Raw genomic sequence first — 24,051 nt, 5'->3', positions numbered from 1 at the left:
AGCGACCGGCGCGCGGGCGGTGCGTCGATGCACGATGTGCAAAGGGCACCGCCTTTCGGCGATGCCTTGTTGCGACTGGCAGGAATGGCGGCCGGCTAGCCTTCCATGACATCGTCGGACTGGCTGTCGCCCTCATCCATGTGGAAATCGAGCCCGTGCGCGGCGCGGATCTTGTCCTCGATCTCGATCGCCATCGCGGCGTTCTCCTTGAGGAAGATCTTGGCGTTCTCGCGCCCCTGCCCGATCCGTTCATCGCCGTACGAGAACCAGGCCCCGGACTTGTCCACGACCCCCGCCTTCACGCCGAGATCCAGCAATTCGCCCGTCTTCGAGATGCCTTCGCCATACATGATGTCGAATTCGACCTGCTTGAACGGCGGTGCGACCTTGTTCTTGACGACCTTCACGCGGGTGGCGTTACCGACAACCTCGTCACGGTCCTTGATCGCACCGATGCGGCGGATGTCGAGACGCACCGAGGAATAGAACTTGAGCGCGTTGCCGCCCGTCGTCGTCTCGGGCGAGCCGAACATGACGCCGATCTTCATGCGGATCTGGTTGATGAAGATCACCATGCAGCCCGACCTGCTGATCGAGCCGGTGAGCTTGCGCATCGCCTGACTCATCAGGCGGGCGTGCACGCCGACCGAGCTGTCGCCCATGTCGCCTTCGAGTTCCGATTTCGGCGTGAGGGCGGCAACCGAATCGACCACCACCATGTTGACCGCGCCCGAGCGCACGAGGGTATCGACAATCTCCAGTGCCTGTTCGCCGGTGTCGGGCTGCGAGATCAGCAATTCTTCCAGGTTCACGCCCAGCTTCTTGGCATACTGCGGATCAAGCGCGTGTTCCGCGTCAACGAAGGCGCAGACGCCGCCCTTTTTCTGCTCCTCGGCGACCGCATGCAGCGTCAGCGTGGTCTTGCCCGAGGATTCAGGGCCGTAAATCTCGATGATCCGGCCCTTGGGCAGACCGCCGATGCCAAGCGCGATGTCGAGCCCCAGCGACCCGGTCGAAGTGGACTCGATATCGGGAATCGCATTCTCTCCGCCAAGGCGCATGATCGAGCCCTTGCCGAACTGGCGTTCGATCTGTGCGAGCGCCGAATCCAGCGCCTTCTGCTTGTCGGTATTGCGCTTGTCATTCATGGAAAGAAGGTCTGCCGTTGCCATTTGTCTTGTCCTTATTTCACGCGCGCCGTGGGGCTGCAATGATGCTCATGTTCGCCTCTTGTTCCCATGTTTATTGGGTCAAAACGTGAACATTGCAATCGTTCATTTCCTGTCCACCACTTTGGCCAAGGATGCTTAACAGCGCGTTACCAAGCGTCTACAAAGCCGGGGCGGCAGGATCGGGAGTGGTGCGATGTTGGTCTTCTGGGCCGAGAAACTGGTGTTCTTTGCGGTCCCCAAGACCGGCACGACATCAATCGAGATGGCGCTGCGTCCGGTGGCGGGCGTGGCGATCACCGATCCGCCCATCGTCAAGCACACGCCGGTGTATCGCTACCGGCGGTTCCTGAAGCCCTATTTCGAGGCGTGCGGCGGACCCGACTTCGAAACGATCGCGATCATGCGCGAGCCGGTCAGCTGGCTGGGGAGCTGGTATCGGTATCGCGCCCGGCCCGAGCTTGACGGGCAGAAGAACTCGACTGCAGGGATCAGTTTCGATGCCTTCGTCGCGGCGTATCTCGAGCCCAAGCGCCCGTCCTTCGCCCAGGTCGGGAGCCAGGCCAAGTTTCTTGATGACGGGACCGGGCAGCCGGGTGTGGACCGTCTGTTCCGCTACGAGGATCCCGGCGCCCTGCACGGGTTTCTCGAGGAACGTCTGGCGCGCAAGCTGGAGTTCAAGCGGCTCAACGCCTCGCCCCCGATGGAGCTGTCGCTGTCGCGCGAGTTGCAGCGACGGTTGCGGGACGAGGCCGCGCTAGAGTTCGAATTCTACGCACAGGCGGGACTATAGCCGCTGCTGTTCAGGTGATTTGCTGCGCCACGGCCTCGGTCAGCTGAGTGAGTGAGAACGGCTTGGGCAGGAACACCGATCCCGCAATCTCAGCGCGCTGGCGCGAGACGGTTTCCTCGGAATAGCCCGAGACGAAGATCACGCGCGTGTCCGGCCGCGCGCGCAGGGCGCGCTTGACCCAGGCCGGACCATCGAGGCCGGGCATCACCACGTCGGTCACGAAGACGTCGATGGCCATCGCCGGATCGTCCAGCAGCTTGAGCGCATCTTCGGCATTGCCGGCCTCGAGCACGACATGCCCGTGCATCCTGAGTGCCCGGGCCGCAAAGGCGCGCACCGGCGCCTCATCCTCGACCAGCAGCACGACGCCCGCCCGGTCGGGAACATCCAAGGGTGAGCGCGCCGGAACGACCGTGGGCGCGGCAGGCGCCGCCGCTTCGCAATGGGCGCCGAAATACAGGGTAAACCTGGTGCCGGAACCGACGATGCTGTCGCAAAAGATGAACCCGCCCAATTGCTTGACGATGCCATAGGCGGTGGACAGGCCAAGCCCTGTGCCCTCGCCCGGGCGCTTGGTGGTAAAGAACGGCTCGAAGATCTGGTCCAGCCTGTCGGGCGGAATGCCGACGCCCTCGTCGGACACCGTGACAGTCACATAGTCGCCGGGCGTCACCGTCGCCCGGTTGCGCGTCATGGCTTGGGTCAATCGCCGCATCGCCGTCTCGATCCGGATCTCGCCGCCGTCCGGCATCGCATCGCGCGCATTCACGACCAGGTTCATCAGCACCTGTTCCACCTGCCGCTGGTCGCCGCGGATCAGTGCCAGCGCGGGGTCGTGGCGTTGGACCAGTTGAATCCGCTCTCCCACCAAGCGGTTCAGCAGATGCGCCATCTCGGCCAGCGTGTCGCGCAGGTCCAGCGCGGCCAACTCCAGCGTTTGGGTGCGAGAGAACGCCAGAAGCTGTCGCACCAGGCTGGCGGCGCGGTTCGCATTGTGGCTGATCTGCATGAGGTCGCCGAATTCGGGATCACCCGCGTCGCGGTTCACCAGCAAGAGGTCGCAGTGCCCGCTGATCGCGGTCAGCAAGTTGTTGAAATCATGGGCGACTCCGCCCGCAAGCTGCCCGATCGCCTGCATCTTCTGGCTCTGGACGAATTGCGCCTCAAGCGATTTCAGCTCTGTCGCGTCGGTCAGCACGGCCAGCAGCGCGCGCCCCTCTTCGGCCTCGTAGGGGCGCAAGGTCACCTGCAGGAACTGGTCCGCTTTTTCCGTGCGCGCGCGCAAGACCTGCGGCTGTCCGGCGCCGCGCCCTTCGGTCACATCACGCAGCCATTCCTCGATCGGGCGGCCAAGCCCCTCGACCAGATCGGGGAAGCGGCCGGGCCATGGCGTGCCGGGGTCGAACAGGGCCACGGCCGCCGCATTGGCAGAGATCACAAGGCCATCGGGCCAAAGCCGTATCACCGGAATCGGCAGGGAATCGAGAACGGTCCAGTCGCTTTTCACCGTGGCCGCAGGCACAAGGACATAGCTGGTCCCAGTGTTCGATTCTGCCACCGGCATGATCCGGCAGGGCACGCCCTGTGCCCCGAGGCGGACAAGATGCACGTCGCCGCTGCGGAAAGGCGGGTCGATCACAAGGTCGGCCAGCGTGTCCGGCAGCGTCGGCGAGACCCGGCGCAGCGCGGCGTTCGCGACCATGATCCGGCCGCTGTCATCCGCCGTCAACCCGCACAGCCCCGCCAGCGGCGTGTCCGCCTCGGGCGCCGTCACGGCGCCGATCAGTTCCAGACGCCACAGGAACCGCGCGCCAGAGGCCAGCACCGACAGGCGCAGATGGCTTTCTGCCGCAAGGATTTCATGCGTGGCCGTGCCCGCCCCGGTGGCCGAGGCCATCATGCCCCGCAAGGTGCCACCCGGTGTTGCGAAACGCGTGCCAAGCACCTGTGACAAGGGCGTATTCTCGATCTCGCCAAAGGCATCTCGCGCCGGTGCATTGGCATGGCAGATGTGCCCATCGATGTCGGTCAGGACCAGCGGATCAAAACCCAAGGCCGCGATCCGCAAGAGGCTTTGCAGATCGCGCCGGTCCTGCAGGCGCTGCAACCGGTCGCGGGCGGCGATCCACAGGATGGATGCGACAAGGGAAACCGCCAGTCCGGTGCAAAGCGCGCGCACCGCACCATCCGTCACGACCGCAAGGCCAGCAGCGGCGATCGCCGCCGCCAGAAGCACGGCCATCGGGCCCACCGGCGCGGGCCGTGCGTCCTGCCCGATGAAGGTCGATTCCGTCACGCTGCCTCCGCTGCGACACCCGTGCGAAAAGGTCGCGCAAAGTAGTTAATACGCGCTTAAGCGGTGAAATCTACCTAAAGCTGTATATCGGGACTACAGCGCAGCCTGATGCTGCACCAGATGGGCCGTGAAGAAACCATCGCCGCCCTCGAGCACCGAGAAACGTCGCTGCAACGGCACGGACCATCCCGGATGGCGCGCAAGGAAAGCGTCGACGCGGTCTTCGTTCTCGCACCGCAGCAGCGAGCAGGTCGCGTAGATCAGCCTGCCGCCGGGGGCCAGCAGCCCGGCGCAGCGATCCAGAATGCTGTCCTGAATGTCGTTCAGCGTCCGTAGGCGCGGCGCGTCAAGGGACCACTTCCCCTCGGGCGCGCGGCGCCATGCGCCGGACCCCGAACAGGGAACATCCATGAGGATAACGTCGTAACCTGTTGATATTGCGTCAGTCTGTTGAACCCGGATCACGGCATCCGCGCGCGCTGCCCGGGAGGGCAGATCGCTCATCCGGCGCGGGTCGGCATCATGAGCGTCAACGACCTCTCCGGTGCGGGCGGCAAGTGCCAGCGTCTTGCCACCGCCGCCCGCACAATAGTCGAGGATGCGCGCCCCCGGCTGCACCGGGATCAGATCGACCACCGCCTGGCTGGCCGCGTCCTGCATCTCGAAGGCGCCTTGCAGAAAGGCCGGATGCTGCGAGAGCCCGCGCGCGCCGGACAACACATCAAGCGCTGTCGGGGACAGCGCGTTCGGCGCGGTTTCGATCCCGCCTGACGCAAGATGGCGGGCGAGCGTGTCCCGGCCCATGCGGGCGGCATTCACGCGCAGGGTGATCGGCGCGCGGTGCCGCAGCGCTTCCAGCACCGGCGCAAGATCGTCGCCAAGACTGCGCTGCGCCTCGGGCATCAGCCAGTCGGGCCAGTCAAGGCTCTCGGCATCGCTGGCCTTGCCGGGCGGCACGATTTCCTCTGGGGACAGCGGCGGCGGCGCGTGCCCCTCGCCGGTGAACATCTCGGCCGGATCGATGCCAGCCTGCCGCAGCAGCCCGATCATCTGCGCCCGCCCCGTATTCCCTTTACCGCCCTGCGCGGTGGACCGGGCGCGGCGCAGCACGTCGAAGACGTGGTCGCGGATCGCCGCACGGTCCTTGGACCCCGCGAAACGGTGCGTGCGCCCCCATGTGGTCAGCGCCTTTTCCGCAGGCTCACCGGCGTGCCAGCGATCAATGATCTCGATCGCGGCGGCGATGCGGGCGGCGGGGGTCACAGGCCCGCGCTCCGGCCCGCATGCATCGCTTGCAAGGTCCGCCCGCCAAGATCCTGTCCACGCGCTGTGAGGGTCTCGGCCAGATCAGACGACACGGTTGCCTGCACCTCTTCGATCATTGCATGAAGTTCCGCTTCGAAGCTGTTGCGCGTGAACATTTCATCCAGTTTCACGCCTGCATGGTCCAGCACCAGATAAGACGCCGCGCCGCCGATGACACCGCCGACGACCGTGCCGACAGGGCCAAGCAGCGTCCCCGCCGCAGCCCCAGCCGCTGCGCCGCCACCCACGCCCGCCCCGCGCGCCGCGACCTTCGCCGCCTGCTTCTGCACCAGACGCATCATCGAGCGGCTCACCAGCCGCGCGGCGATGGCGCCGCCGCCAATGCCCCCCGCCGCCGCAAGCGGCAAGGTCATGCGCGTGCGGTCCAGCGTCCGCTCGACGCTGCGCGCAATGACGGGACTGACCGGACGCCACCCGGCCTCTTGTCTCAGCGCGTCCGACAGATGTGCCTCGAAGGCCTCTGACTGAAGCAGCGACAGCCGGTCCGTTGCCGCGTCCAGCCGGGCGTCGTAGCCTTCGAACAGGCGGTGTTCGAGCGGCGACAGGGCGTCCGCGTCGCTCCATTCCGCCAAGGCCGCCAGCAACTCGGTGTACTGCCCGAAGACCGAATAGTGAAAGTCGAGATAGGCGGGCACCGCTGCGTGCACGGGTGCGAAGACCGGTGCCAGTTCGGCCTCCAGCGCGGTTTCTGCCTCGAGCGTGGCGGCGGCGACGGCCTGCGCAACCAGTGTCTCGGCGCGCTCGGGCGGCGGCGTGTAGGGGATCAGCCACAGCGCCGCGAACACGGCAAATGCCGCCGCGACTGCAAGCCCCGCGATGCGCCAGCGCCGCCTTGCCCGATCAGCCTTCATTCCCGTCCTCCCGGCCCAAACCCATCGCCAGCACCAGCGCGGCGACAGTCACCTCAGCCAGCGCCAGGCCGACCAGCGCCTGCCGCAGCAAGATAAGCACGCTCGGACCGGCTGCAAAATCGAGCTGCCCCAAAAGCCAAAGCCCCGAAGCCTCGGCGGACAGGAGGAAGGCGCAAAGACCGTGCAGAAGCCCGTCGCGCATCGGCAAGGTCTGCAGCGCGCCGTCCAGCGTGGCAAGGATGCCGCCCGCGATCCAGTCCGGCAAGGGCCAGACCGCCCAACCGGCCCATGCATAGACCGGAACCATGACCAGCGCCGCGCAGACAGCGGACGGGCGCGCGGCCAAGGCAGGGGCTAGCCTGGGCCGGGCCTCTTGCCGCAGCCGATTTTCAAACCAAAGGAAGATCAGCGCCGCCAGCACCGTCGTTCCAGCGATCAGCAGCGGCTCGGCTGGGCGCAGCGTGGCCAACTGGTACGCCAGCAGGGGAACGGCAAGCGTCGTGGCGCCAAGCGCAACCAGCCCCGACCCAAGCCGCCCGGCCAGCATCCAGCGCAGGCGCGATCCGGGGCGCAGCACGGCGTCCGCCAGCGCCCCGCGCCGCAACGCGGCCGTGCGCCACAGCCCCGCGGCCGTCACGGCGGCCAGCACGCCCAGCGGCACCAGCGCGCGGTCGCCCAGGGGCATGAGCGCGCGGGCAGCGGCCAGAAGGCACAGCACCGCCAGAACGGCGCCCCCCGCCCGCGCGGCGCGGCGCATCAGAATGCCCGGTAATTCGGGCTTTCGCGGGTGATCTGCACGTCATGCACATGGCTCTCGGCAAGACCCGCGCCGGTGATCCGGACGAAGTTGCAGTTGCGCCGCATCTCCTCCACCGTGGCGCAGCCGGTATAGCCCATCGCCGCGCGCAGGCCGCCGACAAGCTGGTGGATGACCGTGCCAGCGGTGCCCTTGTACGGAACCTGGCCTTCGATGCCTTCGGGCACCAGCTTGTCGCTGGCGGCGTCCTTCTGGAAATAGCGGTCGGCCGAGCCGCGCGCCATCGCCGCCATCGAGCCCATGCCGCGATACGACTTGAACGACCGGCCCTGGTAGAGGATCACCTCGCCCGGGCTTTCGTCCGTGCCCGCGATCATCGAGCCGACCATGGCGCAGGACGCCCCCGCCGCGATGGCCTTGGCGAAGTCGCCCGAGAACTTGATGCCGCCATCCGCGATCACGGGCACGTCGCCCGCAGCCGCCGCGCAGTCCATGATCGCCGTCAGTTGCGGCACGCCGACGCCCGCGACGACCCGCGTGGTGCAGATCGACCCCGGCCCGATGCCGACCTTGACCGCATCCGCGCCCGCCCCGATCAGCGCGCGCGTCGCCTCGCCGGTGGCGACATTGCCCGCGATCACCTGCACCTCGTTGGAGATCCGTTTGGCCCGTTCCACGGCGATGGCGACGCCCTCGGAATGGCCGTGCGCGGTGTCGATCACGATCACGTCGCAGCCTGCATCGACCAGCGCCTCGGACCGCTCGAAGCCTGCATCGCCGACCGTGGTGGCCGCCGCGACGCGCAGGCGGCCAAGCTCGTCCTTGCAGGCATTGGGGTTCACAACCGCCTTCTCGCTGTCCTTGAGCGTCAGAAGCCCGGTCAGCCGCCCCTCACGGTCGGTGACAAGCAGCTTCTCGATCCGGCGCGCCTTCATCAGGCTTTTCGCCTCTTCACGGTCGGCGGGTTCGGTCAGGATGGCAAGGTTCTGCGAAGTCATCATCACCCGCACCGGCGTGTCGTCGCGTTCGGCAAAGCGCATGTCGCGGTTGGTGACGATGCCGACGACGCGGCGGTCCTTGTCGATGACGGGAAAGCCGCTGAAGCCGTAGCGCTCGATCAGCGCCTTGGCGTCGGCCAGCGTCTGGTCGGGGGTCAGGGTCACCGGGTTGTAGACGATGCCGCTCTCGAAGCGCTTTACGCGGCGGACTTCCCGCGCCTGTTCCTCGATGGTCAGGTTGCGGTGCACCACGCCGATGCCGCCCGCCTGCGCCATGGCGATGGCCATGCGCGCCTCGGTCACGGTGTCCATCGCCGAACTGAGCAGCGGGATGTTCATCGCGATCGAGCGGGTCAGCCAGGTGCGCGTATCTGCCGTGGACGGCAGGACGCTGGACGCGGCAGGTTGCAGAAGGACATCGTCGAAGGTGAGCGCCTCGCGAATCTCCATGGGACGGCTCCTTGGGAGGGTTCGGTTGGCGCTTCCCTATTTCACGGGATCGGGGGAATGAAAAGCCGAAAGGCTCAGGCGATGGCGGCGCCGGTCTTTGCCGCCAGCGTGCCCTTGATCCACATCCCCAGCACCCGCGCCGCGATCCACGGGATCAGCGCAGAGGCCGCTGCAAGCGTCACCAGCCCGGCGACCGACCACAGATCATTGCCGGTCCGAAAGCCAAGTTGAAGACACAGCCCCGCGAAGGCCGCCAGCGGAAAGGTGAACGCACCCCAGAGCGGCGAGAATCCCGCCGCTGTCAGGTAACGGGCGCGCCACAGCAAGACGCCAAGCACCGCCATCGCGGCGCCGCCAAAAACCTGCGCCAGCCCCGGATGATCCAGCAGCACCAGCACGCTGCCGAACAGCGACACCGGCGCCAGATGGATCGCCAGCAGCGGGCGCAGCGGCGGCGGCGGATCATGGCGCATCAGCTGGCGCAGGCTGACGGCATAGATGACCGCGGCAAGCCCCGCCGTAAGCACGAGGACCCCCAGCGCAAGGCGCGCCTGCCCGAGCTGCGCCGCGCAGAAGGCGCTGACGATGAAGCCGACAAAGGACAGATGCCAGGCAGGCGTTACCTGCCGCTGCTCCGGCGGGCCTGCCAGCAGAACCCGGATCATCAGGACCGCCAGCGCCGCGTGACCGCCAAGCGCCAGCCACATCAGCGCGCCCGCAAGCCTTGCGTCATAGGGAACGGCCACGCTCGCCAGCAGCGCGCCGCCCAGCGACATCGCCGCAAGCCCCGCGCGCCCCGGCACGACCCGCAGATCCTCGGCGACGACGCCGGGGCGGGCGGCCGCCTTTGCGCCATAGCACAGCGCCGCCGCCAGCCAGAGCAGCGTCACCGCGCCAAGCAGCATCTCGGCCGGTGCCCCCGGAAGCCCGGTCAGCGCAAGCCCCGCGCGCCACGCGAGCCCAAGGCCGAACAGCCCGAAGATCGGCGCAAACACAGCGGGCGGCGTGCGCTTCCAGAACGGCGTGTGCATGGCCATGTCCATCCCTCGCTGCATACATTCCCCGATTGGCATATCTGCGTGCGCACCGCGAGCGGAATCGGGCTTGCCCGCCGCGGCGCCCTGCCCCACCCTCACCCGCACCTGTCCCAGCAGAAAGTTGCGCATGACCGCCAACAGCTACGAGACCGGGCGTTTGAACCTGCCCTTCACCGGCATCGCGTCCTTCGGCAAGTTTCCCATCGTGACCGATTGGGCTGCGCTGGACGCCCATGCGGTGATCCTTGGCGCACCCTTCGATGGCGGCACGCAATATCGCCCCGGCGCGCGCTTCGGCCCCCGTGCCCTGCGCGAGGCTTCGACGCTGTTCAGCTTTGGCCATGCGGGCGCCTACGACCACGAGGATGACGCTGTCTACCTTGGCCCGGGCGTGCGGATCGTCGATGCGGGCGACGCAGACATCATCCACACCGACACCGCGCAGAGCCACGCCAATATCCGCGCCGGGGTCGAGGCGATCCTCGGTGCGGGCGGCCTGCCTGTGACCATCGGCGGCGATCACTCGGTCAACATCCCCTGCATCGAAGCCTATGAGGGCCGCGCGCCGTTCCACATCGTCCAGATCGACGCGCATCTCGATTTCGTGGATGTCCGCCACGGGGTCACGCGCGGCCACGGCAACCCGATGCGCCGCGCCGCCGAAAAGTCCTGGGTCACCGGCCTGACGCAGATCGGCATCCGCAACGTGTCCTCGACGGCGCGGGACGGCTATGATGCGGCGCGCGCAATGGGCAGCGACATCCTGTCGGTCCGGCAGATGCGCGCGCTCGGTCCCGCCGCCACCGCCGCCCGCGTGCCCGCCGCCGCGCCGCTCTACCTGACCATCGACATCGACGCCTTCTGCCCCTCCATCGCGCCCGGCACCGGCACGCCAAGCCACGGCGGGTTTCTTTACTACGAGGTGCTGGAGCTGTTGCAGATCCTCGCGCGCGACCACGAGATCGTCGGCATCGACCTGGTCGAGGTCGCGCCCGACTACGATCCCGGCGGCGTGACCGCGATCCTGGCGGCCCAGCTTCTGCTCAACCTTCTGGGCTTCATCTTCCACGCGCGCGGTCTCTGACGCGCCTCATCTTTGGTCCCGAAACACTCGGGAGAGCGCGAGAGGGAACATCTCGCACGCCCCAAGCGGGCTCGATGCCCGCGCCGGGGCGTTCCCCCGCCTACCCCCTGACCTCCGCGGCAAGCGACCGCAATCCGCGCGCCAGCGTGGTCACGTCGCTGCCGACCCCCAGGAATGTCACCCCCTTCGCGAGGATCCCCGGCACCTGCGCGGGATCGAAGGTCAGCGTGCCCGCGACCTTCCCGGCGGCACGGATGCGCGCGATCATGTGGTCGATGGCGCCTTGCACCTCTGGGTGCGCAGGGTTGCCCAGATGGCCCATGTCAGCCGCCAGGTCGGCGGGGCCGATGAACACCGCGTCCACGCCCGCCGTTCCGGCGATGGCGTCGATGTTGTCCAGCGAGGCGCGGCTTTCGGCCTGCACGATCACGCAGATCTCGGCGTTGGCCGTCGACGTGTAATCAGGGATGCCGGAATAGTCCGACGCCCGCGCCAGCGCCGCGCCGACGCCGCGCACGCCGTCCGGCGGATAGCGCGTCGCGGCCACCGCCTTGGCGGCAAGCGCACCGTCATGCACCATCGGCACCAGCAGGGTTTGCACCCCGAGATCGAGCATCTGCTTGATTACCCAGTCCTCGCAGACCGGCACGCGGAGGATCGCGCTAGTGCCCCGTCCGTTCATCGAACGCAGTTGCTCGCCGATCGTCGGCAGCACGTTGGGGCTGTGCTCGGCGTCGATCAGGCACCAGTCGAACCCCGCGCCCGCCGCCATTTCCGCGACCGCGCCGCTACCAAGGCCCAGCCAGACACCGACCTGGATATCGCCGCGCAGCAGCGCCGCCTTGAGGAGGTTCTTGGGTGCAGGCATCGTGCGTTTCTCCCTGGATGCGGTATCGGGGCGACGCTAGGCAAAGCGCGGGGGCATCACAAGGCGCAGATGTTCCCCGGATCGCGCAGGCGGTGCCGCTCATTGAAGGGGCGCCGCTCGCCCATAGCGGGAAACTTGGCGAGTCTTGCCTGCAACACCTGCATCGCCACGCCGAATCGGGCACCGGCGCGGCCACATTCGCGCCGCAATTCGGCGGAAACCTGCCGACAAGACCAAGAAAAATCGGTTGGGGCAAAACAATGGCAGCAATAGAAAGCCACCTTGGTGGCTACTCAGGTCGTACGAGTTCCAGATCCAGTCTCAAATCCCGGCTCCGGCTGCCATTTGCGGCGCGGACCAAGGACGTTCCGATGCAGGCGGAAACGGCAGTTCCCCTGCCCGTCGCCGCCTCGAGGGCCGACCGGGTGCGTCTTGCGTTCCACGCCAGGCCGCTGTCCGAGAGCGAGGAAAAGGTGATCCTTGCCGTGATGCGACATCCAGGTTCGACCTCGCGCGATCTGTCGTCCTATTGCGGATGGCGCGGCACCATGTGGCACACGCATCTGGGTGCCCTGTGCAAGAAACGCCGCGATATTCTGTCCCCCTCGGTTCCGACCGAGGAGATCGAGGATCATTTCCTTTGCGGCATGCTTACCGAATACGACATCGACCGCTGCACATTCAGATTGCGGCGGGATGTAGAGCCAGTGCTGCGCGAAATGGGCGTTGGCCCCTGATCACTCGGGCGAGCACAAGCTGAGCGATGCGACGGCGTCCTTGCCATCGGCCCTTGGGCCGATGGTGACATCGACGTGCTGGCCGTCTTCGACATGCGAGAGGCCGGACTGCACCATCGCGTTCCAGCTCAGGTACAATTCCTGGGAACCGCCGTCCGTCACGACAAAACCGTAACCACGCACACTGTCGAACCATTTGATGACACCGCGGGGCATGGCACCTTATCCATATCGCCAGGGCGCGGGCCAAAAGACACGCGCGAAATATCCACAACCAGCGATAGTTGACCTCAAAGCCGAAGGCGATTCAAATCCGCACACTCCTGCGTGGGCGGATCACTGCCTGTAAAGCAGCGAGTTGCCGTTGTTGAACAGGTGCACTTTCGACGGCTCGGCGGTCAGCTTGACGGAAGACCCGCGCAGGCCGGTATGGATCCCCGGCAGCTTGGCAAGGATCGTGTCTCGGTCGGCGTCGGGCTCGAAATACAGCAGCGTCACCTCGCCCAGGGCCTCGACGTAATCCACGGTCGAGGAATAGATGAATTCGCCGTCGGTGCTGACCATGTCCTCGGGCCGCACCCCGATGTTCACCTTCATGCCCATGTCGCTGTCCTTGGTCGGCACCGTCGATTTCGCCGTGCCGCCGCCCTCCAGCTTGACGGTCGTTGTCGCGCCGGTGGCAGTGATCTCGCCCGGTAGAAGGTTCATCGCGGGCGAGCCGATGAACTGCGCGACGAATTCGTTCTGCGGCTTTTCATACAGCTCCAGCGGAGTGCCGACCTGGGCGATGCCCTTGTTCGCCAGCACCACGATCCGGCTGGCCAGCGTCATCGCCTCGACCTGGTCGTGGGTGACGTAGATCATCGTCGAATCCGGCATCGACTCTTTCAGCTGCGCAATCTCGATCCGGGTGGCGACGCGCAGCGCCGCGTCAAGGTTCGACAGCGGCTCGTCGAAGAGATACACCTTGGGATCGCGCACGATGGACCGCCCGATGGCGACACGCTGGCGCTGGCCGCCCGACAGCGCCTTGGGCAGGCGGTCCAGATAGGGTTCAAGCTGGAGGATCTTGGCGGCCTTGTTCACGGCGGCGTCGATCTCGTCCTTGGACTTCTTGGCGATCTTGAGGGCGAAGCTCATGTTGTCGCGCACGGTCATGTGCGGATAAAGCGCGTAGGACTGGAACACCATGGCGATGCCGCGCTGTGCGGGCGGCACATCGTTCACGACCTGACCGTCGATTTCCAGCGTCCCCGTCGTGATCTTTTCCAGCCCCGCGATCATCCGCAGAAGCGTGGACTTGCCGCAGCCAGAGGGGCCGACGAACACCACAAGCTCTCCGGTCTGGATGTCGAGGTCGATGTGCTTGAGCACCTCGACCGTGCCGCCATAGGCCTTGCCCACGTCGGTGAGTTTCAGGTTCGCCATGGTGTCTCCCCTCCCATTCTTGTTGTCATGCCGACTGCGCCAGACAGAACGTGCCCGCCGGCAATCTTGTCATCCCCTCGTCCGGCGCGATGGCGCCAAGCTCTGCCGCTGTCGCGCGCCATGTGCCTTCGGGCATCTGCACCTCGGCCATCTCGGGGCCAAGGTTGAAGGCGCAGAAGATCGCGCTGTCGCCGTCGCGGCGCACAAAGGTCAGAACGCTGCCATTGTCCGTCATGCCCTCCACTTCGCCTTTCTGCAGGACGCGGTGCGCCCTGCGGAACGCGATGGTCCTGCGGTAGTGATGCAGCATCGAGCCGGGATCATCCTCTTGGCGGTCGACCGCCAGCGGCAGGTGGCGCGGGTCTACCGGCAGCCAGGGCGCGGCGTCCGAGAACCCGCCGTGCGGCATGGCGGCTTCCCACACGATGGGCGTGCGGCAGCCGTCGCGGCCCTTGAACTCGGGCCAGAACTGGATGCCATAGGGGTCTTGCAGGTCTTCATAGGCCACGTCCGCTTCGGGCAGGCCAAGCTCTTCGCCCTGATACAGGCAGACCGACCCACGCAGACACAGTTGCAGCACCGTCAGCGCCCGCAACATGCCCTCGTCCAGCGACCAGCGCGAGGCGTGTCGCATCACGTCATGGTTCGAGAACGCCCAGCAGGCCCAGCTTCCCGGCGCCTCGGTGTTGAAGCGGTCCAGCACCGCGACGACCTTGTGGCTTGACGGCTTGTCGGGCGCCAGGAAGTCGAAGCCATAGCACATGTGCAGCCGGTGATCGCCCTCGGTGTATTCCGCCTGCACCTCAAAGCCGCGCTGCCCTTCGCCGACCTCGCCCACCGATGTCGTTGCCCCGTACTCGTCCATCACGGCGCGCAGCCGTTCGAGGAACTGCAGGTTCTCGGGCTGGGTCTTGTCGAACAGGTGGTTCTGGTAGTTGTAGGGGTTCACCGCGGGGGCGGTGGTGTCATTGCGTTCTTCCACCGCAAGCGGCGGATTGTCCCGCAACTGCTTGTCGTGGACATAGAAGTTCACGGTATCGAGGCGGAAGCCGTCGCAGCCCCTTTCCAACCAGAACCGCGCTACGTCCAGCAGCGCGTCCTGCACGGCAGGGCAATGAAAGTTCAGGTCGGGCTGGGTGCGCAGGAAATTGTGCAGGTAGTATTGAAGCCTGCCGGGGTCCCATTCCCAGGCCGAGCCGCCGAAGATCGACAGCCAGTTGTTGGGCGGCGTGCCGTCCGGCTTTGGATCGGCCCAGACATACCAGTCGGCCTTGTCCGCCTCGCGGCTGGACGACGAGTCCTGGAACCACGGATGATCGTTCGAGGTGTGCGACAGCACCAGGTCGATCATCACCTTGAGACCAAGACGGTGCGATTCCGCGATCATCGCGTCGAAATCGGCCAGCGTGCCGAACATCGGATCAACGTCGCAGTAATCGGACACGTCATAGCCGAAATCACGCATCGGCGAGGTAAAGAACGGCGACACCCAGATCGCATCCACCCCCAGCGAGGCGATGTAGGGCAGCCGCCGGGTGATCCCCGGCAGATCGCCGATCCCGTCGCCGTTGGTATCCTGATAGCTGCGGGGGTAGATCTGGTAGATCACCGCGCCGCGCCACCAGTCCTTGTCCACCTGCGGCTTCGATTCTGGCTGAAGCTCAGCTAATGCGCTCATGTCAGACACTTTTTTCCGTTATTTCACCGACCCGGCCAAGAGGCCGCGGACGAGGTAGCGCTGCATGGCGAAGAACACAACGAGCGGCACCGCAATCGACACGAAGGCCGCCGTCGCCAGAATGCCCCAATCGCCCCCGCGCGAGCCCAGAAGATCGTCGGCGATCTTGACCGTCATCACCTTGGCGGTGTCGTTCGTGGGCAGGAACACCTTGGCGACCAGAAGATCGTTCCACGTCCACAGGAACTGGAAGATCGAGAACGCAGCCAGCGCCGGGAAGCTCAGCGGCAGGACAATCTTGGTGAACACCTGGAAATCCGTCGCCCCGTCAACCTTGGCGCATTCGATGATGTCGCGCGGCAACCCGACCATGTAATTTCGCAAGAGATACACCGCGAGCGGCATCCCGAAGGCCGTGTGCGCAAACCAGATGCCGACGAAACTTTGCCCCACACCGATGGCATTGTGGAAATTCAGCATCGGCACCAGCGCCAGTTGCAGCGGCACCACCAGAAGTCCGACGATCAGCGCGATCAAAAGTCCGCGCCCCGGAAACTCCATCCAGGCGAGCGCATAGGCCGCGAAGGCCGCCACGAGGATCGGAATGATCGTGGCCGGGATCGTGACGATCATGGTGTTGATGAACGCGCGGTCCATGTTGTCGGCGGTCAGCACGTTCTCGTAATTGTCGAGCGTGAATTTCGGTGGACTCTCGGCGGCGAAATAGACGCGTTGCCCGCGATCGCCGGGGTCTTCGGGCGTGACCCATCGGTAACTGCCATCGCCGTTCACGGTTAGCGTCTCGCCGTCGCCCAGATCGACGGTTTCGCCGACCGGAAACTCGGTCGGGTTCGAGCCGCGCGTGCCGAAAGCGACGACATCGCCGGGATCGGCGCCGAAGAACGAGCTTGCTTCCTCGTCATCGAAGATATTTCCGGTGACGACGAACATGTCGCCCTCGGGCGTTCCTTGCGCTCCGGTGCGGCCGCGCGCCGTCAACTCGACGGGAAACGGCGCCTCCCACCAGCCCGAGGCCGAGATCTGGTCGCGGTCGCGGAACGACGAGACGAACAGCCCCACGGTCGGCACCAGCCAGATCAGCACCAGCAGCAGCACCGACAGGTGCGTGACGATCGAAAGGCTGGATTTCTGTCCTGCGATATTGTCCATTTTCCCGCCCCCCTCAGCGCAGTTCTTTGCGCGATTGCATGATGTTCCAGACCATCACCGGGGTGACAATCACCATGATGACGATAGCCACCGCCGTCGCCCGCCCGTCGTCGCGGAACATGAAGGTCATCATGTAACTGGGCAGGATCTCGGTGCCGAAGTTGCCGCCGGTCATCGTGTAGACGATGTCGAAGACCTTGAGCACGAGGATGGTGATCGTCGTCCAGACCACCACGATGGTGCCCATGATCTGCGGCACCTTGATCTTGAAGAAGATCTGGAACGGGTTGGCGCCGTCGATGATCGCGGCCTCGATGGTTTCCTCGGGGATGCCGCGCAGGGCCGCCGACAGGATCACCATGGCAAAGCCGGTCTGGATCCAGATCAAGATGAACATCAGGAAAAAGTTGTTCCAGAACGGGATTTGCAGCACGTCCACGGGTTCGCCGCCGAACAGGCCCACGATGATCGCATTGATAAGGCCGATGTCGGTGTCGAATGCGTAGACGAATTTCCAGATCAGCGACGCACCCACGAACGAGATCGCCATCGGCATGAAGATCAGCGATTTCGCGATGTTGCCCCAGCTTAGCCGGTCGGTCAGTTGTGCTGCGACAAGCCCGATAAACGTCGCGCCTGCGGGCACCACGATGGCCCAGAGGATGTTGTTGAACACCGCCGTCTGGAACTCGTCCGATCCGAACAGCGTGATGTAGTTGCCAAGACCGATGAAATCATCGCCCGAGCGGTTGAACAGAGAGCGCCAGAACGACCCTATCACCGGATAGACCAGATAGAGGCCCAGAACGAAGATTGCCGGGAACAGGAACAGCCAGGGGCGCACTTCGTTCGCGCGGCGGATGTTGCGCGAGATGTTCGCGCCCCGCGCCGGATAGATGACTTTGTCCAGGACCAGGTTGGAGGCGTAGAAATAGCCTACGCAGCCGCCAACGCCGATGATGATGGTGATGATGCCTTGAAATAGCGGATGCATCCCTCGCTCCCCTCCCCGTGCCAGTCCGTGTGTCCTGTCCCCGGACGGCCGCGCGACCCTGCCGCGCGGCCGTCTCGATGTCGCAAGGCGGGGCGTTGCCGCCCCTGCCCAATGATCCTAGCGGATCGCGTCCCAGCGGTCCTGGATCTGGCTCGCCACGGTCTCGGCCTCGACGCCGGTGACGAAGTCCACCATGCCGGTCCAGAACGCGCCCGCGCCGATTTCGCCCGGCATCAGGTCGGAGCCGTCGAAGCGGAAGGTCGTGGCGTTGGTCAGGATTTCGCCCAGGCCGCGCAGGGTGTCGTTGGCATACATGTCCGGGTTGACGCCGGTGAAGGGCGTCAGGAAGCCCGACTGTGCCATCCAGATTTCATGCGCGATCGGGGTCTTCAGGAACTCCACAAAGCCCTTCGACACTTCGCTGTCGGTGGTCGAGGCGAACAGCGTGCCCGCCCCCAGAACCGGCTGGCCAAGGTCTTCGCCCTCATAGGCCGGGAAGTAGAAGAAATCGGCGTCGGTGCCGACCTGCGTTCCCTCGGGGAAGAACGTCGGGATGAACGACGCCTGGCGGTGCATGTAGCATTCCGGCGGGAACGAGAAGAGACCGGCCGGGCTGTCGCGGAAGTCGGTGCTGGCCACCGCCGTCGCGCCGCCGTTGACATACGCGTCGGTCTTCGCGAACCAGCCGAATTCGCTGATCGCGTTCACCACCTGCGGATCGTCGAACGGGATCTCGTTCGCAACCCACTGGTCATAGACCGAAGGCTCTGCCGTGCGCAGCATCATGTCCTCGACCCAGTCCGTCGCGGGCCAGCCGGTGGCGGCACCCGATCCCAGGCCGATGCACCAGGGCGTTCCGCCGTCGGCGACGATCTGGTCGGTCAGCGCCTTGAGGTCTTCCATCGTCTGGGGAACCTCGTAGCCAGCTTCCTCGAACGCCTCGGGGACGTACCAGACCAGCGATTTCACGTCGATCTTGTAGAAGAAGCCATAAAGCGCGTCGTTGCCGTCGGGTCCGGCATAGGTGCCCAGATCGACCCAGGACTGACCGGCGGCATAGTTCTCGCGGACCCAGTCGGCGGTGTCTTCACCCAGCGGCTGCAGAAAGCCCCGCTGCGCCATGTCGGCGGCAAGGCCCGGCTGCGGGAAGACCGCCATGTCGGGGGCGGAATTCGCCTCTGCCGCGATGACGAAATCGTTCTCGAAGCTGTCCGAGCCCGAGTATTCCACATCCGCGCCGGTGGCTTCCTCGAAATAGGCGATCACGCTGTCGACGAGTTCCTTGTCGAGCCCGGTCCAGGGACCGGTGATCGTGAGCGACTGGCCGGAATAGTCGTGCGCATCGGCAAAGCTGGTGTAGCTGTCCCAGTTGAAGCCACCCTCGCCCACCGGGAATTTCATGTCCTGCGCGGCGGCCATCCCGGCCGTCAGCGCCAGAACGGCAACGCTCGCGTAAGCTGCGTGTCTCATCGGTATCCTCCCATTGTCTCCGCCCTCGTGACGGAGCGTAAGAAACTTGTGTCGTGACGTGTCATCGCGCCCGCGCCCCGAGTCGGTCTCAAAGCGCTTTGGACGCGTGGACCGTCCGCGATTCCGCGCGGCCTGTCAATCATCCACATCGCAAAGGCTGTTTATTTCATTGGATTTTTCTGCAACAGCAATGACGCAGTGCAGCGAAACTCCGCTTTGACGACGGCGCATCGGGACGTCTATCTTGCGGCTGATTCAAAGCGGTTTGAAAAGCTGGACGATGAACCTCAAGGAACTGGCACATACGCTTGGGTTATCGCCCACGACGGTCAGCCGGGCACTGAACGGCTACCCGGAAGTTGCCGAAGCAACCCGCGAGCGGGTGCAATCGGCCGCGCGCAAGCACAACTACCAACCGAACGCCCGCGCGCAGCGGCTGGCAACCGGGCGCGCCATGGCCATCGGCCACGTCATCCCGGTGTCGGACCGGCACGAGATGGTGAACCCCGTCTTCGCAGACTTCGTGTCCGGCGCGGGCGAGGCGTATCTGCGCCACGGCTATGACATGGTGCTCAGCCTCGTCGCCGACCGTGACCAGGAAGACGTCTACCGCGATCTGGCGTCGAAGGGGTCGGTCGACGGCATCATCGTGCACGCGCCGCGGCTCGACGACCGCAGGATCGCGCTGCTGCATGACCTTGGCCTGCCCTTCGTGGTGCATGGCCGCGCCTCGAACGTGGACCAGCCCTACAACTGGGTCGACGTGAACAACCGCCGCGCCTTTGAACGGGCCACCGCCTTTCTTCTCGACCTCGGGCATCGCCGGATCGGGCTGGTCAACGGCCTCGACCTGATGGATTTCGCCGAACGCCGCCGCGAGGGCTATATTGCCGCCCTGCGCGCCCGCGACGTGCCGTCCGACCCGCGACTGATCGCCGGCGAAGAGATGACCGAGATGCACGGCTACCGCTCGGCCATGGCGATGCTGGCGCTCGACCAGCCTGCGACGGCCTTCGTCACCTCGTCCCTGATCGTCGCCATCGGTGTGCGCCGCGCGGTTGAGGAACACGGGTTGAAGCTGGGCCGCGATGTGTCACTTGTGACCCATGACGACGATCTGTCCTACCTGCGCAATGGGGCCGAGCTGCCGATCTTCACCGCCGTGCGTTCTTCCGTGCGGCATGCCGGGCGCCTGTGCGCCGAGATGCTGATCGAGGCGATCCGCGACGGCGCGCGCGGCGAACGTCACACCCTGCTCGAAGCCGACCTGATGGTCGGAACCTCCACCGGTCCCGCCCCGACCGGCCCTGCCCCCACGAAAGGCCACCCATGATTCCCGTCCGTTCCCAGTTCCCTGACGATTTTGTCTTCGGGGCCGCCACCGCCGCCTACCAGATCGAGGGCCATGCCAACGGCGGCGCCGGGCCGACCCATTGGGACAGCTTCGCCGCAACCCCCGGCAACGTCGTGCGGGCCGAGGATGGCGCGCATGCGTGCGATCACTATCACCGCTGGCCAGAAGATCTTGACCTGATCGCCGCCGCCAACCTCGACGCCTACCGCTTCTCGACCAGCTGGGCGCGGGTGATGCCGGATGGCGTCACGGTGAACCCCGAGGGGCTCGATTTCTACGACCGTCTTGTCGATGGCTGCCTTGCGCGCGGGCTGGCCCCCTTTGCCACGCTCTACCATTGGGAACTGCCCTCTACGCTGGCCGACAAGGGCGGCTGGGCCAACCGCGACACCGCGCTGCGCTTTGCCGATTTCGCTGGCGTCGTCGCGGACCGCATCGGCGACCGGCTGGCCTCGCTCGCCACCCTCAACGAGCCGTGGTGCGTGTCCTGGCTGTCGCATTTCGAGGGTCACCACGCCCCCGGCCTGCGCGACATCCGCGCCACTGCGCGCGCCATGCACCATGTCTGCCTTGCTCATGGCCTTGGGATGCAGGCGCTGCGCGCGCAGGGACAGGGCAATCTCGGCGTGGTGTGCAACTTCGAATTCGCCGAGGCCGGCCCCGGCAAGGCCGACGCCGCCGCCGCCACCTTGCGAGACGCGATCTACAACCGCTGGTTCGTAGAGGCCTTCACCGCAGGCACCTACCCGGACGCGGTGCTCGAGGGGCTGGGCCCCCACATGCCGCAAGGCTGGCAGGACGACGTGGCCACCATCGCTGCCCCGCTCGACTGGTTCGGGGTCAACTACTACACCCGCTGCATCGTCACCCACGATGCCACCCTGCCCTGGCCGCACATCCGCATGATCGACGGCCCGCTGCCGAAGAACTCCATGGGATGGGAGGTGTATCCCGACGGCCTGCATCATTTCCTGACCCGCCTTCACCGCGACCACACCGGCGACACGCCGCTTTACGTCACCGAAAACGGCATGCCGCTGGACGACGTGCTCACGGGCGGCGCCATCGCCGACCCGCGCCGCGAGGATTTCATCGCCGACCACCTTGGCGCCGCCCGCCGCGCCATTGCCGAAGGCGTGCCGCTCAAGGGCTTCTTCTACTGGTCGCTGCTGGACAACTACGAATGGGCTTTCGGCTACGAGAAGCGCTTTGGCCTGATCCATGTCGATTTCGACACCTTCACAAGGACCCCGAAAGCATCCTATCACGCCCTCGCCCGTGCCCTGGCGAAAGCGTGACCATGACCGATGCCCGACAACCCGACCGATACGCGCTTGTCGCCGACATCGGCGGCACCAACACGCGCGTCGCCCTGTGTGACGGGCCCAGCCTGCTGACAGAAACGATCCGCCGCTACAAGAACGCCGACCATCCGGGCCTCGAATCGGTGATCCGCCAGTATTTCGCCGACGAGGGCGCGGTGGACTGCAGCGGCGCCTGTGTCGCGGCGGCAGGGCCGGTGCGCGGCGGCGTCGCCAACATGACCAACCTCGACTGGACGATCGACGGCAGCACACTCGCGCGCGCCACCCGCGCCGAGACCGTCGGCATCCTCAACGACCTGCAGGCGCAGGGCCATGCCATCGGCCGCATCGCGCCCGGCAACATCCGCTCGGTGGTGCCCGGCCCGGACGGCGCGGCGGGCGACAAGCTGGTGATCGGCGTCGGCACCGGTTTCAACGCCGCCCCGGTGCACGAAACCGCCGCCGGGCGCTACGTCGCCGCCTCCGAGGCGGGCCATGCCAACATGCCGATCCGCACCGAGGCCGAGTTGCGCCTGTGCCAGTTCGTCGAAACCGCCCACGGCTTCCCGGCGGTCGAGGACGTGCTGTCCGGGCGCGGGCTGGAACGGGTCTATCACTGGCTCGGTCACGAGGCGGGCGATCCCTCCGAACGCTCCTCGACCGAGATCATGACCGCGCTCGCCTCGGGCGACGACCCGCGCGCGGAAGAGGCCGCGCGCCTGTTCACCCGCATCCTCGGCACCGTCGCGGGCAATCTCGCGCTGATCCACCTGCCCTTCGGCGGTCTCTACCTTGTCGGCGGCATGGCGCGGGCGATGGCGCCGCATCTCGACCGTTTCGGCTTCAAGGACGCGTTTCGCGACAAGGGCCGCTTTGCAGGGTTCATGCAGAATTTCAGCGTGGACTGCGTGGAAGACGACTACGCCGCTCTGACAGGCTGCGCCGCTCACCTGTCGGGAAGCGCCTGATCGCTCCACAAGGCTTGTCCATTTCAAACCAATGCGGCCATTTCAGCACGGCCATACAGCTGAATTACTGCACAATTCCCATCTTTGGTCCGAAAATACTCCGGAGGGGGTCCGGGGGAGGCAGCGCCTCCCCCGGCGGGTCGCCGTCAGGCGAAACCGCAAGGGCGTGGCGCCTCAGACGCCGCCCCAGATCGCTTCTGCGGTCTTGACCACCAGCTCCAGCTTGCGCTTCTGGTCGTCCATGGTGATCGCATTGCCTTCCTCGGTCGAGGCGAAGCCGCACTGCGGCGCGATGCCCAGTTGGTCGAGATCGACGAACTTCGACGCCTCGTCGAATTTCGACTTCAGCCAGTCCATGTCCTCCAGATCGGCGGTTTTGGTGGTGATGAAGCCCGGCAGGATCCGCTGTTTGCCCTTCGGGAGCAGCCCCAAAGGCTCCAGCCCGCCCGCGCGCTCGGTGTCGTACTCCATGAAGAAGATGTCGACACCGGTGGAAAAGATCGCCTCTGCCGCCTGGTCATAGGCGCCTTCGGCGGCGTGGGTGGAGCGGAAGTTGCCGCGGCACATGTGCATGCCGATGACCATGTCGTCGGGGCGGTCCTTGATCGCTTCGCGCATCATCCAGGAATAGCGCTCGATCAGCCAGTCCGGGTCCTGCCCGGCGGCCTGCTTGTCGGCGCGGTGCTTGGGATCGCACAGGTAGGCGAAGAAGATGTCGTCCATCTGCAGATAGCGGCAGCCCGCCTCGTAGAACTTTGCCACGGCCTTGCGGTAGGTCGCCGCAAGATCGTCGAACATCGCTTGCGGGTCCTCGCGGTATTCGGCGACGTGGATGTCGTCCTTGGCGGTGCGGAAATGGCAGCAGGACGGGCCGGGGATCGAGATTTTAGGAACGACGCCCGTGTGTTCCTTGACGAACTTGAAGTGATCCAGCATCGGGTGATCGTCCGGGAAATCCAGCTTGTCGGTGATCGTCGGGAAGATCGGGCGCAACTTGACGCCTGCGAACTGCACGCCCTCGTCGCGCTCGTCCAGATCGAGCCCGGTCAGCATGCCCATGAAGTCGTAGTGCCAGAAGGACCGGCGCGTCTCGCCGTCGGTGACGGCCTTGAGGCCGACGTCTTCCTGCATCTTGATGATCTCGGGGATCGCGGCGTCCTCGGCGGCTTTAAGGTCGGCGGCCGAGATGCTCTTTTCGGTATGGAACTTCCGGCGCGCGTCGATCACGCTTTGCGGGCGCAGCAAGCTGCCGACGTGGTCGGCGCGGAACGGCGGGGTGATGTCGCTCATGGGGTTTCCTCTTCCCTTGTGCCCGGCCC

General features: G+C 65.9%; 21 protein-coding genes. 6 read left to right on the top strand and 15 right to left on the bottom strand.

Annotated features, from left to right (window positions below; all coding sequences use genetic code 11):
- Positions 1–95 precede the first annotated feature (95 nt).
- Positions 96–1,172 (bottom strand): recombinase RecA, encoded by a 1,077-nt coding sequence (gene recA, locus KTJ87_RS06875; protein ID WP_267138359.1) that lies wholly within the window; start codon positions 1,170–1,172, stop codon positions 96–98.
- Between the two features lie 193 nt (positions 1,173–1,365).
- Between recA and KTJ87_RS06870 the strand changes: the two genes are divergently transcribed.
- Positions 1,366–1,962: a gamma-glutamyl kinase gene (locus KTJ87_RS06870; protein WP_267138358.1), complete on the top strand. Its 597-nt coding sequence runs from the start codon at positions 1,366–1,368 to the stop codon at positions 1,960–1,962.
- A gap of 10 nt (positions 1,963–1,972) precedes the next feature.
- Here KTJ87_RS06870 and KTJ87_RS06865 read toward each other — a convergent pair whose 3' ends face one another.
- From KTJ87_RS06865 to KTJ87_RS06840, 6 genes are all read right to left on the bottom strand, one after another.
- Complete coding sequence (locus KTJ87_RS06865) at positions 1,973–4,258, bottom strand: hybrid sensor histidine kinase/response regulator (RefSeq protein WP_267138357.1); 2,286 nt, start codon at positions 4,256–4,258, stop codon at positions 1,973–1,975.
- 93 nt (positions 4,259–4,351) lie between these two features.
- Entirely contained in the window at positions 4,352–5,521 is a 1,170-nt protein-coding gene (locus tag KTJ87_RS06860; protein ID WP_267138356.1) for an RsmB/NOP family class I SAM-dependent RNA methyltransferase, read from the bottom strand.
- Positions 5,518–6,435, bottom strand: coding sequence for a hypothetical protein (locus tag KTJ87_RS06855; RefSeq protein ID WP_267138355.1), 918 nt, complete (start codon positions 6,433–6,435; stop codon positions 5,518–5,520). The genes KTJ87_RS06860 and KTJ87_RS06855 overlap by 4 nt, the downstream gene beginning before the upstream one ends.
- Positions 6,425–7,192 carry a hypothetical protein gene (locus KTJ87_RS06850; protein ID WP_267138354.1) on the bottom strand — a complete coding sequence of 256 codons (768 nt, stop codon included), beginning with the start codon at positions 7,190–7,192 and terminating at the stop codon, positions 6,425–6,427. The genes KTJ87_RS06855 and KTJ87_RS06850 overlap by 11 nt, the downstream gene beginning before the upstream one ends.
- Positions 7,192–8,640 (bottom strand): IMP dehydrogenase, encoded by a 1,449-nt coding sequence (gene guaB / locus KTJ87_RS06845; RefSeq protein WP_267138353.1) that lies wholly within the window; start codon positions 8,638–8,640, stop codon positions 7,192–7,194. The genes KTJ87_RS06850 and guaB overlap by 1 nt, the downstream gene beginning before the upstream one ends.
- Positions 8,641–8,714: 74 nt before the next feature.
- Positions 8,715–9,677, bottom strand: a complete 963-nt coding sequence (locus KTJ87_RS06840) for a TDT family transporter (protein WP_267138352.1) — start codon at positions 9,675–9,677, stop codon at positions 8,715–8,717.
- A gap of 127 nt (positions 9,678–9,804) precedes the next feature.
- Here KTJ87_RS06840 and speB point away from each other — a divergent pair, with 127 nt between their 5' ends.
- Positions 9,805–10,761: an agmatinase gene (gene speB / locus KTJ87_RS06835; RefSeq protein ID WP_267138351.1), complete on the top strand. Its 957-nt coding sequence runs from the start codon at positions 9,805–9,807 to the stop codon at positions 10,759–10,761.
- A 100-nt stretch (positions 10,762–10,861) separates the two neighbouring features.
- Here speB and KTJ87_RS06830 read toward each other — a convergent pair whose 3' ends face one another.
- The gene (locus KTJ87_RS06830; RefSeq protein WP_267138350.1) at positions 10,862–11,629 is read right to left on the bottom strand and encodes an HpcH/HpaI aldolase/citrate lyase family protein; all 768 of its coding nucleotides are present in this window, start codon (positions 11,627–11,629) and stop codon (positions 10,862–10,864) included.
- Between the two features lie 371 nt (positions 11,630–12,000).
- Here KTJ87_RS06830 and KTJ87_RS06825 point away from each other — a divergent pair, with 371 nt between their 5' ends.
- The gene (locus KTJ87_RS06825; protein WP_267138349.1) at positions 12,001–12,366 is read left to right on the top strand and encodes a hypothetical protein; all 366 of its coding nucleotides are present in this window, start codon (positions 12,001–12,003) and stop codon (positions 12,364–12,366) included.
- On the opposite strand, the gene KTJ87_RS06820 is transcribed toward KTJ87_RS06825, so the two are convergent.
- From KTJ87_RS06820 to KTJ87_RS06795, 6 genes are all read right to left on the bottom strand, one after another.
- Positions 12,367–12,582, bottom strand: coding sequence for a cold-shock protein (locus KTJ87_RS06820; protein WP_267138348.1), 216 nt, complete (start codon positions 12,580–12,582; stop codon positions 12,367–12,369).
- 120 nt (positions 12,583–12,702) lie between these two features.
- Positions 12,703–13,794: an ABC transporter ATP-binding protein gene (locus KTJ87_RS06815; protein WP_267138347.1), complete on the bottom strand. Its 1,092-nt coding sequence runs from the start codon at positions 13,792–13,794 to the stop codon at positions 12,703–12,705.
- 25 nt (positions 13,795–13,819) lie between these two features.
- Positions 13,820–15,472, bottom strand: coding sequence for an alpha-glucosidase (locus tag KTJ87_RS06810; RefSeq protein ID WP_267138346.1), 1,653 nt, complete (start codon positions 15,470–15,472; stop codon positions 13,820–13,822).
- Between the two features lie 18 nt (positions 15,473–15,490).
- Positions 15,491–16,642, bottom strand: a complete 1,152-nt coding sequence (locus tag KTJ87_RS06805) for a carbohydrate ABC transporter permease (RefSeq protein WP_267138345.1) — start codon at positions 16,640–16,642, stop codon at positions 15,491–15,493.
- A 13-nt stretch (positions 16,643–16,655) separates the two neighbouring features.
- The gene (locus KTJ87_RS06800; protein WP_267138344.1) at positions 16,656–17,636 is read right to left on the bottom strand and encodes a carbohydrate ABC transporter permease; all 981 of its coding nucleotides are present in this window, start codon (positions 17,634–17,636) and stop codon (positions 16,656–16,658) included.
- A gap of 117 nt (positions 17,637–17,753) precedes the next feature.
- Complete coding sequence (locus KTJ87_RS06795; protein WP_267138343.1) at positions 17,754–19,106, bottom strand: ABC transporter substrate-binding protein; 1,353 nt, start codon at positions 19,104–19,106, stop codon at positions 17,754–17,756.
- Between the two features lie 280 nt (positions 19,107–19,386).
- Between KTJ87_RS06795 and KTJ87_RS06790 the strand changes: the two genes are divergently transcribed.
- From KTJ87_RS06790 to KTJ87_RS06780, 3 genes are read left to right on the top strand one after another with little or no spacing between them, the layout of a single operon-like run.
- The gene (locus tag KTJ87_RS06790) at positions 19,387–20,439 is read left to right on the top strand and encodes a LacI family DNA-binding transcriptional regulator (protein WP_267138749.1); all 1,053 of its coding nucleotides are present in this window, start codon (positions 19,387–19,389) and stop codon (positions 20,437–20,439) included.
- Complete coding sequence (locus KTJ87_RS06785) at positions 20,436–21,758, top strand: GH1 family beta-glucosidase (protein WP_267138342.1); 1,323 nt, start codon at positions 20,436–20,438, stop codon at positions 21,756–21,758. The genes KTJ87_RS06790 and KTJ87_RS06785 overlap by 4 nt, the downstream gene beginning before the upstream one ends.
- A gap of 2 nt (positions 21,759–21,760) precedes the next feature.
- Positions 21,761–22,732 carry a glucokinase gene (locus KTJ87_RS06780; RefSeq protein ID WP_267138341.1) on the top strand — a complete coding sequence of 324 codons (972 nt, stop codon included), beginning with the start codon at positions 21,761–21,763 and terminating at the stop codon, positions 22,730–22,732.
- Positions 22,733–22,906: 174 nt separating this feature from the next.
- Here KTJ87_RS06780 and KTJ87_RS06775 read toward each other — a convergent pair whose 3' ends face one another.
- Positions 22,907–24,022: a 5-methyltetrahydropteroyltriglutamate--homocysteine S-methyltransferase gene (locus tag KTJ87_RS06775; RefSeq protein ID WP_267138340.1), complete on the bottom strand. Its 1,116-nt coding sequence runs from the start codon at positions 24,020–24,022 to the stop codon at positions 22,907–22,909.
- Between the last annotated feature and the right edge of the window lie 29 nt (positions 24,023–24,051).

This window comes from Anianabacter salinae (genome assembly GCF_019061145.1).
Classification (GTDB): Bacteria; Pseudomonadota; Alphaproteobacteria; order Rhodobacterales; family Rhodobacteraceae; genus Anianibacter; species Anianibacter salinarum.
This window is presented reverse-complemented; position numbering and strand designations above follow the sequence as displayed.